This window comes from Chryseotalea sanaruensis (assembly GCF_003990915.1).
GTDB lineage: Bacteria > Bacteroidota > Bacteroidia > Cytophagales > Cyclobacteriaceae > Chryseotalea > Chryseotalea sanaruensis.
The window spans coordinates 109,656-128,420 of sequence record NZ_BHXQ01000001.1 but is presented as its reverse complement, the minus strand read 5'-3'; the positions used below and the strand labels follow the sequence as shown (position 1 = coordinate 128,420).

4 protein-coding genes are annotated in these 18,765 nt (G+C 41.4%); all 4 read left to right on the top strand.

Annotated elements, in window-relative coordinates; translation table 11 throughout:
* Positions 1-18: 18 nt before the first annotated feature.
* The gene (locus tag SanaruYs_RS00440; RefSeq protein ID WP_127120543.1) at positions 19-15,369 is read left to right on the top strand and encodes a T9SS type A sorting domain-containing protein; all 15,351 of its coding nucleotides are present in this window, start codon (positions 19-21) and stop codon (positions 15,367-15,369) included.
* 133 nt (positions 15,370-15,502) lie between these two features.
* A complete protein-coding gene (gene mnmE / locus SanaruYs_RS00435; RefSeq protein WP_127120542.1) occupies positions 15,503-16,867 on the top strand; it encodes a tRNA uridine-5-carboxymethylaminomethyl(34) synthesis GTPase MnmE in 1,365 nt (454 codons plus the stop codon).
* Positions 16,868-16,962: 95 nt separating this feature from the next.
* The gene (locus SanaruYs_RS00430) at positions 16,963-17,340 is read left to right on the top strand and encodes a histone (protein ID WP_127120541.1); all 378 of its coding nucleotides are present in this window, start codon (positions 16,963-16,965) and stop codon (positions 17,338-17,340) included.
* A gap of 70 nt (positions 17,341-17,410) precedes the next feature.
* Positions 17,411-18,607 carry a glycoside hydrolase family 1 protein gene (locus tag SanaruYs_RS00425; protein WP_127120540.1) on the top strand — a complete coding sequence of 399 codons (1,197 nt, stop codon included), beginning with the start codon at positions 17,411-17,413 and terminating at the stop codon, positions 18,605-18,607.
* The last annotated feature ends 158 nt before the right edge of the window (positions 18,608-18,765 follow it).

Below are 18,765 nucleotides of genomic sequence, written 5' to 3'. Positions count from 1 at the left end.
TAACGACCCCCAGTTAATATGAGATCATCTTTATATCATTTATTTCTTACTGTTTCATTCATAATGCTGCTGGTAAAGGTTGGCCATGCCCAAGCCCCCACACAAAATGCAACTAGTTTTACGGTCAGCGCTTTTACAACAACCTCTCTTACCCTTACCTGGAGTAACGTTGCTGATGCAAACCGAACAAATTATCTTATTCTTGCAAATACCACCGGAGTTTTTGCAGACCCTGTAGCTATTCCTGCAGATGATGCAAATCTTGGTGATGGTTCTGGTGCCATTAGTGTTGGCGCATCAACTACTACATATGAATGGAATACTGGTTTAAATTCGGCCACTGTTTACCACTTTAAAATTTTTGCATACAATACTACCGGCCCGGCTTTTCTACTTACAGGCCCTACTACAAGCAGAACTACACTCGCAGCCCAACCTGCCAATCAGGCGACTGCACTTAGCTTTACAAATTTGAATGCAACTTCTTACGATGTAGGATTTACAGCGGGTGCCAGCGATCCTGATGGCTATCTGGTTATAAGAAGAACAGGCGCATCTCCCTCTAACGCACCTGTTGATGGTACAACTTATGCAGTTGATGACGTGTTAGGTGATGGTACCGTTGAGTTTATAGGCGCTATCGGCTCAGTTCCATTTACAGATGCTTCGTTAACAGCTGCTACAACATATCATTACGATGTTTATGCTTATAACGGAACAGGTGACGCCATTAATTACCTTGGAGCCTCCCCTTTAGAAGGAAGCAGAATTACGTTGGCTACAGAACCCACTAATCAGCCAACAGCACCCGTATTCTCAGGGATTGGTATAACAACTTTAAGCCTAAGTTACACAGCCGCAGTTGGTGCACCGGATGGTTATATCATAATCAGAAATAGTGGAGCCTCTCCTACTGCTGTTCCGGTTGATGGAGTTACCTACGGTGTAAATGCAGTTTTAGGAGATGGAACAGTAGAATTTGTTGGCGCCTTTGGTACCTTAAATGATGCTGGTCTCACGGCTAATACTGTTTACCATTACGATGTGTTTGCTTACAATGGCAGCGGTGCTTCTATTAACTACCTTACAACATCGCCACTTGAAGCCAGCAGAATTACCTGGGCTAATGCACCCGGTGATCAACCAACAGCTATTGTATTCAGTAATGTTACAAACAATTCATTAGACGTTAGCTTCACAGCAGCTCCTAGTGCGCCTGATGGGTACTTTGCTGTACGCAGATCGGGTGCAGCCCCTACGACAAACCCCGCAGATGGTGTTGATTACACTGAAGGCCAAACCTTAGGAGATGGTGAAGTCGTTTACATTGGATCCGCACCAAATTTTTCGGATGGTAGTTTAAGTGCTGCCACCACTTATTATTATAAAATTTATTCTTTTAATGGATCTTCTGGAAGTTTTAATTATCTGACAGGAAGTGCACCGCTGGAAGGAAACAGATCTACTTTGGCGACTGAACCTGCTAATCAACCTACAGCTCTTAACTTTACGGTTCCTGCCTCAACAACTTTTACAGTAAACTATACAGCTGCAATTGGCAGCCCGGCAGGATACATCGCCTTAAGAAGAACAGGAAGTTCCCCTGTTGACGTTCCAGTTGATGGAACCGTATACACAGCAGGTAATACCATTGGAACTAGTACAGTGGCTTTTGTAGGGGCAGCAGTGACTTTTAATGAAACAAGTTTAACGGAGGACACACAATATTTTTACGACATTTTTTCTTTTAACGGCAGTGGAGCAACTATTAATTACAATGTTGTTTCTCCTTTAGAAGGTAGCCGTTATACTATTGAATCATCGGCTCCTGGTGCTTCATCTACAGCAATGGTATTTAGTGCTATTACGAATAATTCAATTACAGTTAATTATACAAATGCCGCATCAGAGTCAAGAATTGTTGTTGTGCGTCAAGGTAGTGCTGTGAGTTTTACACCTACCGATGGAACATCTTATACTGTTAATGGTGACTATTCGGCAGGAACGGAAGTTGGTCCTGTTGGAGAAGGTAATAAAGTGGTGGGATCAGGCAGCGGACCAATTGTTGTTACAGGTCTAAATGGTGATGCCGTCTATCATTTTGCTGTCTATGAAGTAAATGGAACTTTAGGCACTGGTGCAGAGAATTATCGCACAACACCTTTAACGGGTAACAGAAGCACAGAGCCCACTACCCAAGCATCTGCAATAGTATTTTCCAGTGTTGGTACAACTACCACAACTGTATCTTGGACAAATGGAAATGGTGACAGAAGAATTGTTCTGGCTAAACAAGGGGCGCCCGTTGATGCTGATCCTGTAGATCTTACTAACTACAATGCTAATCCGGCTTTTGGTTCAGGTACACAAATTGGCACAGGTAATAGGGTTGTGTATGATGGTACCGGATCTTCAGTACCAGTAACAGCCCTTACTGCCGGCAATGTATATCACTATGCCGTTTACGAATACAATGGTGCAGGATTATCCACAGCTGCTTACCTCACACCTGCTGCAACCGCTAGTCGCAGTACGCTGGCAACACAACCCTCAAACTCGCCCAATAATATTAGCTTTGCTTCAGTTACACCGACTTCATTTACAGTAAACTTTAATGCAAACTCCGGAGGCAGTCCCTCAACCGGGTTTATCGCAGTACGTAGAGTAGGCGCATTTGCCAGCACTGCCCCGGTAGATGGAACGACTTACACCGCAGGAGAAGCAATAGGAAATGGAGTGGTTGTTTATTCAGGAGCAGCTGCAAGCTTTAACGAAAGTGGATTAGATCCGGTAACCAATTATTATTACAGAATATATTCATTCGCAGGTAGCGGTGAGTCAATCAATTATAAAGACTCTTCACCACTGGAAGGAAACCAGACCACACCATGTATCGAACCCTCAACACAGGCAAGTGGTATTAGTTTCAGTACTGTTTCTGAGGGTCAGATGCAGGTAAATTGGACGCGTGGAAATGGAGATCAGATTGCAGTATTTGCAAGAAATGGAGCATCTTCAAATGAGAATCCTGTCAACGGCACCTCTTATACAGCAAGTACTACTTATGGGGCAGGTACTCCAGCTATTGTTGTTCCTTCTGAAGACTATTTTCCTATTTACGTTGGAACAGGAGTTAACGTAACCGTAACTGATCTTAATGCGACCACAAGCTATCACTTCAAGGCATATGAATTTAACAATGCTAATGTTTGCTTTAACACAACTGTAACAGATGGTGTAAATGCTGCAAGTCAATCAACAACGGCTACAGCTGTGGCTGGTGTACTCACTACAGTTTCTGCAGCAGCTACATTATCGTCCGTTTCCAATACTATCGGCACTAAAATGCCCATACTTACATTTAAGGTTGATGATGATGGACTTGACAACTCGGCAACAAGGCTTACATCTCTCATCTTCCGGGCAGGAACAGGAAATGATATAGATGATTTTAGAGACGTGATTTTGGGAGCTGACCTAACAGACCAGTATGGCAATACCCAAACAACTAATATCACTATCGCTGCTAATACTATAACAATTACAAACATAGTTAGCTCCGGAGCAGGTAGTAACTCATCAAATACTTTAGGAAGAATTAACGATGAGGATGAAAAAAACCTGACATTAAATATCTGGCTCAAAACTACAATTGGTGGTTTCGGATCGACAACACCTATGAATGTGGACGGGCGTAACCTTAGCTTATCTCTGGATGAGGCAGATATTACCTATAATAATTCTGGGGTATCAAGCAGTGAAATTTTAAACGGTACTGTTATTCAGTCAGGAGGCGCTAACGGTGAAATAGATGTTGATGCATCAGCTATTCGTGTTACTCAACAGCCATCTGCAGCCGCAATTGCCACGCAGGCTCTTGCTACACAGCCTATATTTGAAGCAACTGACGTTAATAATAACCGTGACATCAATTTTGGCAATGCGCTAACAGTAAGTACTACTAACCCTGATAACCTTGGTGCAAATAGTCCACTACCAGCCTTTGCTTCAGGTATTGCAGACTTTACAGTTTCAGGTTTTAATTTCCCTAATGCCGGTACATCTTCCATGCGGGTAACAGCCAATGCCATTAACTCTGCTTATACTAATAGCATAACTGTTACTTCCAATACCACTGTTGCTGAAATATTCGGTGGCGTAAATCCTGGACCTACTTTAAATAGCAGCAGTACTAATGTGGCCATACTCGGATTCTCATTAACAACAACAGGAAGTAATCTTGATTTTACTTCGTTGGCGGCTAGCACTAATGTGGATCCAGATGGAAAGTTCACCAACATTCGCCTTATTCACTCAACAACCAACGACTATACTACAGGAACGCTCACAACCTTGGCTACAGGAACTACTCCGGGAAATGCCATTGACTTTACCGGTTTTACAGCACCAATTAACGGAACGCCAACCTATTATTTTATTGTAGCAGATGTGGAAGCTAATGTTAGTGCATTAACACCCGCAATTACATTAACAATTACACCTAATACATCAAACCTTGGTATATCTGGTTCTTCGGGGGTAAGTGGTGCTGCATTCGCAAGTCAGTCTTATAATTTTGATGATGTAACAGCACCTACTATTGCCAGTCTAACGGCAAGTGCAGATCCTTTTTATGATGGCACACCGCTACTACGACAGACTATGACAATAGTCTTTAGTGAAGCTATGCAACAATGTGGTCTCTGCGCACCAGTTTTCAACATCACTTCGGGAAATTGGAGTGTATTCTCACAAGGCTGGACAAATGCCACGACTTACACCGTGGTTTATCAACATAATGGCGTTGGGCAAACACTCAATCCGGAAACCTTTACTGTTGATCCCGGAAATGCACGCGATTTGAATAACAATTTTCTCCTTGTTGGCGGGAATGAAACTTTCGTATTAGATACCCGAAATCCTTTATCAACAGTTACCACTTCGTCAAGCTCTGTAAATGTTGGCCCACCTGCTGCGCTAACCCAGGTTGTAACTGTAACCTACGATGAGGCTATGAATCCTGCTACCTCACCAACCATTACCTTCTCTCCTACTAATAATTTTACTTCTGCCCCAGGTGCCTGGTCTGTCGGTAACACCGTATGGACTCAAACATTTACCCATAATGGTACCGTTGAGACTCAGGCAGCCGCAACAGCAGTTGTGAGCAATGGCAGCGGAGCCACTGATGTTGTTGGTAATACCGATGTTGGTGATGCCTCACCTTCCTTTGTTATTGACACCAGACCTCCATCCATCACAAGTATTACATCACCTACAGCTAATGGTTCTTATACCACAGGTGCAAATATAATTGTGAGGGTAGTTTTCAATGAAAACATAAGTCTTTCCGGAACACCCACACTCACCTTAAACACAGGTGCAACCGCCACATTTAACTCTGCAGGTGCCAACAACATCGATTTCATCTACACGGTTGTTGGTGGTGAAAATACAGCTGATCTTGATGTTACCAATTTCAATTTAGCTGGTGCAACCATTAAAGATTTAAATAATAATACGGCCAACCTTGCCCTACCGATAAATCCAAACCGCCTGATTGATTTAAGAAATATAAGAATTGATACTCAGGCCCCTACAATCAATGAAGTTTCAACATCAGCTGTTGATGGTAGTTATAACACAGGTGATGTAATTGATATACAAGTCGAATTTTCGGAAAATGTATTTGTAAATACTTTTCCTCAATTAGCCCTTAACTCAGGCGGTGTGGCTAACTATTTTTCAGGATCTGGTACAACTATACTTACATTTAGATACATAGTCGCAGCAGGACAAAACACAACTGACCTTGACTATGTAAATATTAACTCACTGACCTTACCAGGCACTTCATTAATTCGCGATATTGTTAATATCAATGCTGTGCTTACTTTGCCAGCGCCTGGTGGAGTAAACTCCATCAGTGATGATAAAGCTATTACTATTGACACAGTTGTACCTACCATAAGTTCAGTAGGCATTAGTCCTGCAACCGTTTTATGGGTTGATGGTAACGGTAACAATTTTACCAATGCCACATCTTCTCAAACATTAACATGGATCGTTACATTCAGTGAGAATGTAACAGGTGTTGACGTTACTGATTTTTCGCTTAACAGAACTACAGACGCTGATCTTACTTTTGGAATTCTTGGGGTCTCAGGCTCTGGTTCTGTTTATACAGTTACCTTAAGCAACGTACAACTTTTAGATGCATCTAGTAATGCGCAGCTAGCTTTAAATGTAACGGACAATAATTCCATAATTGATGCTGCAGGTAATCCGTTGGGGGGACCTGTCATTGGTGATGGAGCATTTACGGGTAGCATTGCATACCCGGCTGACCCATTGAATGATGCCTTTAATGATTATTTCACAATAGTATTTCCTGAGCCAAGCAATGCAGCTACCAATTTCAATGTAGTTACCCAAACCCCCTTTAATCTTGTAATAGACCTTGATCACCCAGTAGCTCCACTTGTTCCTGCGAACTATTACCTAATTCAAATAAATGAAAGTGGTCTTGCATTTACTGATCCCGTTGATGGAGAATATAGCCCCGACACTGATCTAAGTGATGGTACATTCAGCGAGGTGATCAGCACAACCACCACTTTGCCGTATGATCTTTTAAATTATTTCGCCCTAACACTCAAATCTGGTATCGATTATGATTTCAGAATTATATCTGTAAATTTTTCAGGATTATACAACAGCCAATTTCTACTGGACTACCGTTTAGGTACTGTCTTGACAGGCACTACTAACACAACTACAGCAGCCTCAGCAACCCTTAACCTATTAGGGATAAACACTACTATAAGTGCATTAGTAGATACTCAGGGAGAAGCTGAAGCACAAACCAATGGAAATATGGCTTTTGTCATAACTGATGAAACTGTTAATTCAGATAGTGCTCCTTTTAAATTCTCAGCGCTCACTGTATTTCAGGGAACTGGAAATGATATAACTGACTGGACACAAGCCATAGATGGTGCAGTATTAAGTGATGGCACCAATTCAATCGTTGCCTCATCTATAACTAATAATCAAATTATTTTCACTGGTATACCTTCATCAGGAGCAGCAGACCTTGGCTTTATCAATGACGCTTCTTTTAAAAATTATACGGTTAAAATATGGCTTAAAAGTTCACTGGGAGGAACGCTACCTGCAAACATTGATGGCCTGAACTTCGCATTTGCAGTTAACAATTCGAGTTTTGCTTACAACGACACTAGCAACGATCAACTAAGCACAACACTTCAGGCAGCTCAAGTAGTTCAATCTGGTGCTCTTAATAACCGAGTAAATGTAGTCGCTTCTCAATTGGCATTCCGTACACAAGGAACACCTGGTACACCTACTCAACCTCAGCCACAAATTGGTGTGGCCTCCAATTTCCCTATAGCAACTGCCCCTAAGGTATACGCACTTGATGCTAATAATAATCTAGATCTAGGCTACAACGAAAGTATTACAGTTAACAATACAAACGCGCTGGCGCAAACAACAACACACTTGGCTTTTCCTGCAGGTGGTATTTTGACACTTAGCAACTATTCACTCTTAGCTACAGGCACAACGCAGATCAGGGTAATTGGTACAGGTGCCACAACAGTTTCAATGGCAACCAGTACCAACGTTACGGCAGTAATCACCAATCTAACTCAAATTACCGCAGGTGCTGCACCTGAGCCTGCCACAATTTCTTCATTAAGCAATACATTAGTTAGCGCTGTAGACAACTTCGACTTTACCATTACAGATGATGCTGGCGCTAATGGAACAACATTGGAAGACAACGATGGTTTACCAACAAGAATCAGTCAGATCAGAATTACGCAAGGTGTTGGAAATGATGGAATACTTGCCAATTGGAATAATGCGATAGCATCAGTAAGATTAAGTGATGGTGTTAATATTCTTAATGGAGTTATAAACGTAGCCGGAACTGAAATTACTTTCTCCGGTATGAACAATACGTTAGCATCTGATCTTGGATATATTAGTGATGGTGCTTCTAAAACATACCGTTTAAGAATTGTCTTAAAAGGCCCTGCAGGAAACCCAATCGATGGTTCCATTGTGGATGATCTTGACAATAAGGACTTTGTTTTTAATGTAAATCAGAATGACATTACAATATTGGCTAGCCCACAAAGTAGTGCTTTGCAAGCCAGTACCACTTCTTCAGGAAATGGAAACAATACTGTTGAAGTAGTAGCCACAAGATTAGATTTTACCACACAACCTAACGCTTCTCAAAACTATGATGCTCCTATAAACCCATCACCAGTTGTTAAGGCAAGGGATGCAAATGGCAATCTTGATACTGATTATGCGGGTACTCCTGCAGTAACAAGTCAGACTCCGGCCACTTATACTTTAGCAAATACGACATTAACCAACAACAACGGCATAATTACTTTTGATCCTGCCTTTAATGTAACCAGTGCTGGCAACGGACCAGCCGGAGGAATAACAAATCTATTTGTAAGCTCCGCTGGTTTAACCACAGCACAGAGTATATCCTTTACCGTAAATTACTCTAACGCCTCTGATATAATCAAAGACGCATCTTTCACTTATCCTACCGATATCCAATACATCAATCATCAAACTGCTGATATTACCGGTGGTAGTGGTGTTTCATTAGAAAGATTCCTCGTAAGAGATGGCGGTTTGGCAGCCAATGATACGGATGGTACTGAGACAGTACTTACCGGCATAACATTAGCCATTAACAACTGGGAAAATTTAAGAAACATCGCCCTATATGATGGCGGCACTGAGTTAGTTGAGGTGAACGTTGCCACCAATATTAATATTATAACTGGTGAACTTGTACTATCTGGATTTGAGTTTAGTGCTAATGATGATAATGAAAATGATCTTACAGTTAAAGGAAGTTTCTTAAATACTGTTGGTGATAATGAAGTGATCACCTTTTCAGTAGTTAGTGTAACTGCCCGTAACGTTACCTCTTCACAATTTGCCACTACAAGTCCAGTGGGTATTGTGAGTACTGCAAATGGCGATGAGAATAAACTTGAAGTTGTTGCTACCAAGATTGATTTCCTTGTCAACCCCAACGCTACCAACATCAGTACGTTCACGAACATCGATAATCCATATATAGTCCTTGGAGCGCGCGATGCCAATAACAATCTGGATAGCGATTACACAGGTGCTGTAGGTACAGTGACGAACTCATTGACACTTGTCATGAACAATGAGCCAACTGGAAACTTCGTAGCTGGTGTATATGACTTTGCCATCTTAGCGCCTAATTTCCAATTTGAGCAAGATGGAGAAGACCTCACGCTCACTGTTCCTGTGACAACAAATAATCAACTAGGCGCTTTACCAACCGCTGCTGTGAGTACACAATTTGACGTGGCTGCGTCATTTGAATCTTTTATTACTGCTGAAAATGGTTATGAATTACCTGAAAATATTCCATACAAAGATTATCAGGCTACCAATATTGAAAACAACAACAGCTTTAATCTATTGGAACTTGTAATATCTGATGGTGATGGTGATGGCATACCGGGTGATATAGATGGTGCTGCAACCATACTCAATTCCATCACCTTTAGTTTCGAAAATCATGAGACAATAAGAAAAATTGCCATCTACGATGAAAATGATAATGAATTACAGGAGAAAGATGCCACGGACTTTGTTATTGTTGGCGCTGATGGTCAGATAACCTTTGGTCCATTGCTGGGCATAACAGCCCCAGATGACGGTAGAAAGCTATTCAGACTAAGGGCTACTTTCTTCAATACTCCTGCTGTAATTATTGATAACATTCCTGTTCGACTTTCCATCGTAAGCGCAACACTGGGTGGTGGTTCACGTTTTTATGAGCCTGTGGTAGGATACGTAGCAGGTAACCCTCCTGGTTCACTTACTGCTCCGGCTAACAGGAATTTACTTGAGGTTACAGCGACTCGTCTTGACTTTACAACACAACCTGCTTCCATTGAAGGGATAGATCAACCACTTTCTGTAACGCCTGTAGTAGAAGCACGAGACAACAATGGTATAGTAGACCTTGACTTCAATTTCAGTGCAACCATTGAAAATGGTGTAGTGCCAAATGTCACAAGCGTTAACAGAAGCTTTACTAATGGAATTCTGAATTTTACAGGTCTGCAATATTTATTTGCAGGTTCAGGAACATACACTGTAACATCCAATGGCTTATCGAGCATTACAGGAGGGTCAACTGCCAGTTCAGTTGTTGATGTTATTCATGTTACCGCTATAGAGAATACAAATGGTGTAGTTGTTTCACCCAACATTCAAGGCGGGTCAACCAACGTAGTTATTTTTGGAGTTGATATTAAGGCCTTACATAAGACAGGATCCGAGCCAACATTAAATGGTTTCTCTATTCTATTTGATCTTCCTTATAAAAGTTCTTCCACAACCATATTAAAAAATTTCAGGGTTTTTGAGTCTACAACAGGAACGTTCGCAGGCTCTACGAATATAACCGCATATGGAGGAATTGTTACAGAAGGCAGATCACCAATTATTGATCCACTATTGTCTATCACAGCACAGGATATGGTGACTATTACTTTCCCTACACCTAGAAACCTTAACAATAGTAATTCAACTCTCTCCTATTTCTTATTAGTAGATGTAGATCCAACAGCAAACAGCAATAGCTCACGACTTACACCTAAGGTATTAGATGAAGGCTTTGGTTCTCTGACAAATAATTTACTAAATACTACTGCGGGAAGTTCCAAAGCAAATGTCACTGGCAAACAATATTCATTTGCCTCTAAGCGACCCCCAATATTGATCAGCTCATATCCGGAGAATGGGCAATTAAATGTTGATCCTGCTCAAAGTACGATTACACTAACATTTGATGTCCCTGTGTGGACTTACGATGGTATTGCTAAACTTTATAATCGCGAAGACAATAGTTTAGTTGCTACACTTACCGCTGCAAATGGTAGATATGCACTTAACGAGCCCGTAGCAGGATCAGTAACTAATCCAACCCCACTTACCTTCAACATACCTCCAGGCACTGTGCTTGAAGCAGATGGCGTTTACTATCTTACCATTGAACCAGGCACATTCAATCCTCTCACAAATACAGGTACTGGTATTGCTGATGATGGCACCAATCTCTTTGGTGGTATCTCCTATAATGGTACCCTATATTTTAAAATTGCCAGTGAGAACCCTCCTACTATGATAACCACTGATGAGACTAAGTATTATTTCACGCCTTCAGGAGGTTCTATCAATGCTTCTTTTAATCAGTTTGGAAAGGCCTATTTCTTAATTGTCGATGAGAATGACCCAGTTCCAACGACTGCACAGATAAAAAATCCATCAATTTTATCTGGATATTTAGGAACGGTGGCTGCTAGTGGGGTGATTGAAATTAAGCAGATTGAAGCATTACAACATGGAATATTTACAACGAATTTAATCGGGGGTACAACCTACGATGTGTGGATGTACGCAGAAAATGATGCCTTACCACAACCTGTACCAACCTTGGCACCTTTCGGCCCAAAAAATACAAACTATGGCGCTGGTCTAGGTAGTGTTGGAAATCCAACTTTTAAAATAACTGCACCTCCTACACCTACATCGCTATATTTAAATAAGCCTTTGTACCAGATATGTGCTAATAGTGAAGCCTTGTTAGCAGATCCAATTATTATCGCTGAGAGTAATGTAAGTGAATTTAATATTGGTGCTCAAAATTTCAATATTATCCTTCCTACCGGTTTCCAATTTGATGTAGATGTGCAACCTGACATTGTTTTGACAGGGACAGATTTTGATCCGACACAACTTCAATTTAGTTTTCTTAACAATACGCTCTTGAATATATCCTTCCTAGTTGACGCTAATGTTGATCTGGATGCCATTACAATTTCCAATTTATTCGTTATTGCAAATAACGCAGATGTTAATGGAAGCATTAGGCGTTTTGCAGGTAATGCAATCCCTACATTGGCGGAAGGAGCTGTACTAGGTACCATTGTTTCAAGTGCGGCCACCCCTTTAAGTTTTACCAACAGCTATTCCGAGGCAAACAATTTTGCAGCACCGCCAATCGAAATCACAGATGTCGTAACTGCAATCCCTAACAATTTTAATTCCTCAGATCGTTCTATTGTTCGTTTAATTCCGGAAGTTCCTGCCAATGATTATGGACCTTCCTTTTTTACAGGCTTTAGCGTTACCAATGATGAGTTAAGTCTGGCGCAAACAAATCCTGCGTTCAACATTACAATGGTCCATACCGATATGAATGGTTGTGTTTCTACCGTTGCGGAACAATATACTATTTATAATAGTGTAGAGGCAATACCAGGCTTGGCAACTCAGCAGTGTATTATTAACGAACAGTTTCCTGGATTATCAGTAAGCATACTTCCGCTTTCTGCTACAATTTTAGGTAACGCTTTAAACGGTTATGATTTGCTAGAGCTATATGCCGATATACCCGAAACTGCACCAGCGAGTCAAACTATAAATGGTAATGACTGGAGGAGTCTTGTAAACACAATACCGGTAATGCAAATTCCAGCTATCCCATCTCAGCCATACAGAGACTATAAGATGGACTATACTAAAATATTAAATGCTAACAGTGAAGCGTTGGGTATAGCAGAGAATCCATATGAGAAATTCCGAAAACTATCACCTAAGGGAAGCATCTATTATGATGGTGGATCCTTAGGAAAAATTGAGTTTACAGGTAAATACAGGAGTCAAGCTGATGCTAGTTCTATAATACCAATTCGTCAAGAGGTTGAAGTTTTTGTTCCTGCCATCCCTGTAATTGAAATCGGATCAAGTAATATCACAAATACTATTGTTGCCAATAGTAAAAGTATTCCTGTATTTTGTGAGGCTGGTGGTGCTATTATCTTGAACGGCTATCCTGCTGCATCAACAGGAGCATCTGTTGGTACTTTCACACTCGTTTCTGAAGACGGTCAACCAATTGTTAATTATCCGGGAAGTGCATTCGTTGATAATGGCAACGGTACTTCAACACTAAATCCAATGCTTATTTTAGGAACAACAAATGTTGGAATTACCAATGGTTATAAGAACCTGATAGTGCGTTATACTTATCAAGAGAATAATTCCCCATGTTCTTCAATAGGTGAATTGACAATACGAATTGTGCCAAATCCAGTAAGCCAGTTTACTTACGAAAGCGAAGAAACAATAAACACACCAACGGTTGACGCTTACTGTGAAGGAATTCCTTTAAAATTCAATGCCTCTAATAGTAATATTGCCAATGGTAGTATTAGTGAATATCATTGGGCTTTTGGAGATGTCAATGCCACAGGTAACAATCCGAATGAAGCTACTGGCATCGATACGGTACATACCTTTACACAATCTTTGAAGTATAATGTATCATTGGTTACAACTTCTACATTTGGATGTAGCAATACTTCAAACATAGCTGTAACAGTAGGCAGCATCCCTGTTGCTGATTTCTCATTTGAAGGAGTCTCGTCTATTGATGTCACCAATCTTTCAGATATCGGAAATAAAGATCTGCAGTCAATACCTGGTGTATTCCCTAATACGCTCACTACTACATCCAGTGTGTTTAGTGACTATACCACACCTTCAGGCGTCTTCGACATTACGCTTACGGTTACCTCTGCAGGAGGCTGTGTCGATGAAATTACCAAAACAGTTGTAACGGTACCTCAGGCAGCTCCGGATGCATCCAGTGCATTTGAAGATACTTTTGAATCTGATGCCAATGAAAATGACTGGATACCTTTTGGTACAAATGTCTCTTGGGAGCGTGGTGAAGCCGCTAAAACAACCATCCTAAATGGAAGTGAAAATGGCGATAACGTTTGGATCACTAACTTAAGTGGCGCTTATAATGCCAACGAAGCGTCAGCACTGTATAGCCCTAATTTTGATCTTACAGGATTAGACAGACCCATTATTACCTTCGACCTATTCACTGATCTTGATGATATTGACGGTGTGGTTTTGGAATACTCTACAGACAATTTAAACATTGCTGACCCCGCCAAAGTATGGAGCCGCTTGGGAAGCTTCGCAGATCAGGAAAGCACTGGTGTTGAATGGTATAACAAAGTGGGTATTGCTGCCCGTCCTGGCGATCAAACTGATGGTGATTATGGATGGACAGAAACCGCTACGGGTTGGAGAACTGCCAAGCATAAGTTAAATTTTCTAGATGTAAATGGCCAGAGTCTTCCACTGAACAATAACACTCAAATCGTATTCCGATTTGCCATTGCTTCTACGGCTACCCTGAAGACGAAAGATGGTTTTGCCATTGATAATGTTCGCATTGGTAACGGTACAAGAACTGTACTTGTGGAAGGCTTCACCAATAGCGGTTCATCAGACGCGCGTATTGCTGCCGAGAATCAGGCGATCAATGATTTCGTCTCTGCTTCAGAAGGTGTTGAGATTATTAAAGTAAACTATCATACGGCCTTCCCGGGAGCAGATCCATTTAATGCGATGAATCCGGATGATCCTGGTGCTCGTGCGTTGTATTATGGTATCGCTGATGTGCCTAATGCAAGGCTTGATGGTTCAATACCTGTAGGACAAAATTTAATGTTTAGTGATTGGGGTCAACGCGAATTCGATAAGCGCATTCTTGATCTGGCAGATGCAAACATTAACGTAACCTTGAACGAGTCTGGATTAGAAGCGGATAGTATAATCGTTGAATTCACGCCACTGATTGACCTTAGTACAAGAGCTACGGTGCTTCATGTAATGGTGGTTGAGCAGGAAATATTAACCAGTCTTAATACCTCCATTGGAACAGTTCCATCGGGTGAAACGCAGTTTAATTATGTGCTTAGAAGCATGTTACCGAATGCTGCCGGAACTAAATTCACTTCATTGGTGAAAGACGGAGAAAAACGTGTGGCTTTAGCGTGGGCTGAGGGCTCTGCTTTTGCCCCTGAGGATGATATCTCTGTAGTAGTGTTCTTACAAGATGAGCTTACAAAAACCATTTACCAATCATTTATAGTGCGTGATCTGGGTAATCCTAAGGTGGTAACTGCCATCGAAGACCCTTCTTCTAACAGCTTTGAAGTTTATCCTAACCCGGCAGATCGGGAATTGGTGATAACCTTGCCAGCAATTGCCACTAAACAAACACCGCTGGTTATGTTTGATCAAATGGGTAAAATAGTACGTGAGATTACTTTTGAGAAAGGAGAGCAAAGCAAACAGATCGACACTGAAACACTGTCAGCTGGTGTTTACCTGATCAAGGTTGAGTCTTCAGCAGGTATGTTTATGAAAAAGGTAGTCATCTCTCACCGTTAAAATTTCAAACCAAACCGACCCTGAATCCCTGGTTCTTTTGAACCGGGGATTTTTGTTTTATCTCAATCCGGTATGATACGCTTCTGCAACCAGGTAAAACCAAAGCAGTCGTTAATCCTTATCTTTGCGCTACATGCAAACACATGATACCATCGTAGCACTGGCATCCGGTCAGGGATTAGCCGCTATAGCACTCATCCGCTTGTCGGGCCATGATGCCATAGCCATAACCAACAAAGTTTTCAAGGGAAAAGACCTGCTCGAACAAGCTTCACATACGCTTCATTTTGGAACCATACGAGATGGTGTTAAAATCATTGACGAGGTACTGGTGGCTGTCTTTAAGGCGCCTCACTCCTTCACCACTGAAAATGCCATAGAAATATCTTGTCATGGCTCCCCTGTTATTGTTAAGGAGATTATTAAAGTATTGTTAAAAAACGGAGCAAGACTCGCAGAACCTGGCGAATTTACCAAGCGTGCATTTTTGAACGGGAAGATGGATCTGGCACAGGCAGAGGCAGTGGGCGATCTAATTCATGCCGAGACTGATACGGCACGCCAGGTTGCCCTACAACAAATGAGAGGTGGCTTTTCAAAAGACCTCGCTGTATTACGTGAAGAGCTCATTCATTTTGCCTCATTGGTTGAGCTTGAACTGGACTTTGGAGAAGAGGATGTTGAGTTCGCCAAGCGAGATGATTTAAGAAATCTTGTGATTAAAATACAACATTACATTACACCACTTATCGCTTCTTTCGATCAGGGTAATGTTATTAAAAATGGAATTCCAACCGTAATTGCTGGTAAACCTAACTCAGGTAAATCAACATTATTGAATGCCTTGCTTAATGAAGAACGTGCTATAGTCTCTGATATCCCGGGCACTACACGCGACTTTATTGAAGATGAAATTGTATTGGGCGGCATTGCCTTTCGCTTTGTAGATACTGCAGGACTGCGAGAGACAACTGACATTGTAGAATCCATTGGGATTGAGCGTACGCTGGAGCGTATGAATAAAGCCTCCCTTATCCTTTATCTCTATGACCTTGCCAACACCAGCATTGAAGAGATTGAAGCGCAGGAGGCCCTCCTAACAGGCTTATCGGGTGCCATTATTATTCGTGTTGGTAATAAAGTTGATAAGGCCAAAGCTGAGCTTCTGAATTATGTTAATGCGAAAGAATTTGTATTAATATCAGCAGCGCAACAACAAAGTCTTGGCCCATTAAAAGATAAAATACTGGAGAAAGTAAACAGACAAGAGGTAAAACAAGGTGATGCTATTGTTACCAGTTTGCGTCATTATCAGCAATTAACACAGACACACGAGGCACTTGAACGTGTGTTGGAGGGACTCATGACTGAGATTAGTGGTGACCTTATTGCGATGGATATCCGACAAGCTTTGCACTATTTAGGTGAACTAACAGGTGCAATTACTACTGATGATTTGCTGGATAACATCTTCAGTAAGTTCTGTATTGGTAAATAGATTTTAAAATTTATTGCATTGTGCTTACTATTGGCAAATTATTTTTTTAAATTTTGGACACAATTCATTTTGAATTAAACTACACCTTAAAAGCTATGGCAAAAAAAGCAAAGAAGGCAGCGAAAAAATCAGCCAAAAAAGTGGTGAAAAAAGCTGCTAAAAAATCAGTAAAGAAGGCAGCTAAGAAAGCAGCTTCTAAGAAGAAGTCGGCTAAAAAAGCTGTTAAGAAAGTTGTGAAAAAAGCAGCTAAAAAGTCTGCTAAAAAGGCCGCTCCTAAGAAAAAGGCAGCCGCTAAAAAAGCTGCTCCTAAGAAGGCAGCTTCTAAGAAAGCAGCTCCTAAAAGGAAATCTGCTCCTAGGAAAAAGGCGGTTGCAGCACCTGCTCCTGCACCAGTACCAGCTCCTGCACCAGCACCTCAAGTATCCTTGTTTGGTGGTGACAGCGAAGGTTCTTCATCAGGTTCAGGCATGTAAAAAGTCTGTTCCCATGTAAAAAGCGATAGGCAAAAAGTCTATCGCTTTTTGCTTTTATATATAGCTAACAATGGCACTACACTTCCCTGATACTTTTTTGTTTGGCACGAGTACCTCGTCCTACCAGATTGAAACTGCTTTTGACCATGATTGGCAAGGCGTAAAATCTATGGATGGCCATGTGTTCGAGAGCACTACAGACCATGAGCGCAGGTTTGAAGACGATGCCCAACTCATTGCCGACCTCGCTCCTGCCTACCGCATGAGTTTGATGTGGAGCAAACTGCAACGCGCTCCAAAGGCAAGCTTTCATCCCGAAACAGTTGAAGAATACCATACGCTTTTAAAAGCCCTCAAGAGAAGAAATGTAAACATCATGATGGTGCTTCACCACTTTACTAACCCTACCTGGTTTAGTACGTTGGGTGGCTGGGAAAAGGAGGATAACATTGACTTGTGGCTGGATTTCGTAGAACAACTTGTGGCAGAATTTGGTCAGTATGTTTCTTACTGGAATACTTTTAACGAGCCAAATGTGTACGCCAGTTTCGGCTGGGGAATAGGACAATTCCCGCCTTTCAAAAAGAACCTGATCACAGCCATAAAGGTGGTACGCAATATGGGAAAGGCACATGACCAAGCCTATACCCTGCTTAAGGAACACACTCCCGACAAACCTGTGGGCATATCACATAATTGTGCTGTATTCGCAGCTGATAACCTTATGGGTTGGTTGCCTGCCAAGTTGCTAGACCATTGGTTTATGCAATTTGTACCTAAGCATTTTGAAAGGGTTGATTTTTTTGGGATGAGCTATTACGCAAGAATCAATCACGATCCACTGCCCGTAACGATGGTAACAACACCCGACAAACTCATCAATAGTGGCAAGGACCATGACGACATGTGGGAGTATTATCCGGAGGGTTTGCGGGAAACCATTTTGAGGTATTGGAAGCAGTATAAAAAGCCAATCATTATTACTGAGAATGGCATTTGCACTAAAGATGATACCCTAAGGGTAAGGGCTATCCACGATTACTTAAAAATTGTTCACGACCTATTACAAGAGGGTGTCGATATTAAAGGATACTACTATTGGAGCACCTGGGATAATTTTGAGTGGGCACTTGGCCCTACTTATCAATTTGGACTTTATAGCTGCGATCTTGAAACTAAAGAGAGGATAGCACGCCCCAGCGCTACTGTGTATGCTTCTATTGCGCATACTAAAACACTTGAGCCAAAAGAAGTTGTGGTGGGTTAAGTTGACAATTGGTAATTTCAAATTCTCGATTTATCTAATCATCTCAAATCAATCTCCGAATTAGCACATCAACGAATCAGCTAATCAATAAAGATTGCTTCCTCACTCCTGCGCACCACCAAGGCAACATTAATCGAGATGATGGTTTTTTCAACTAG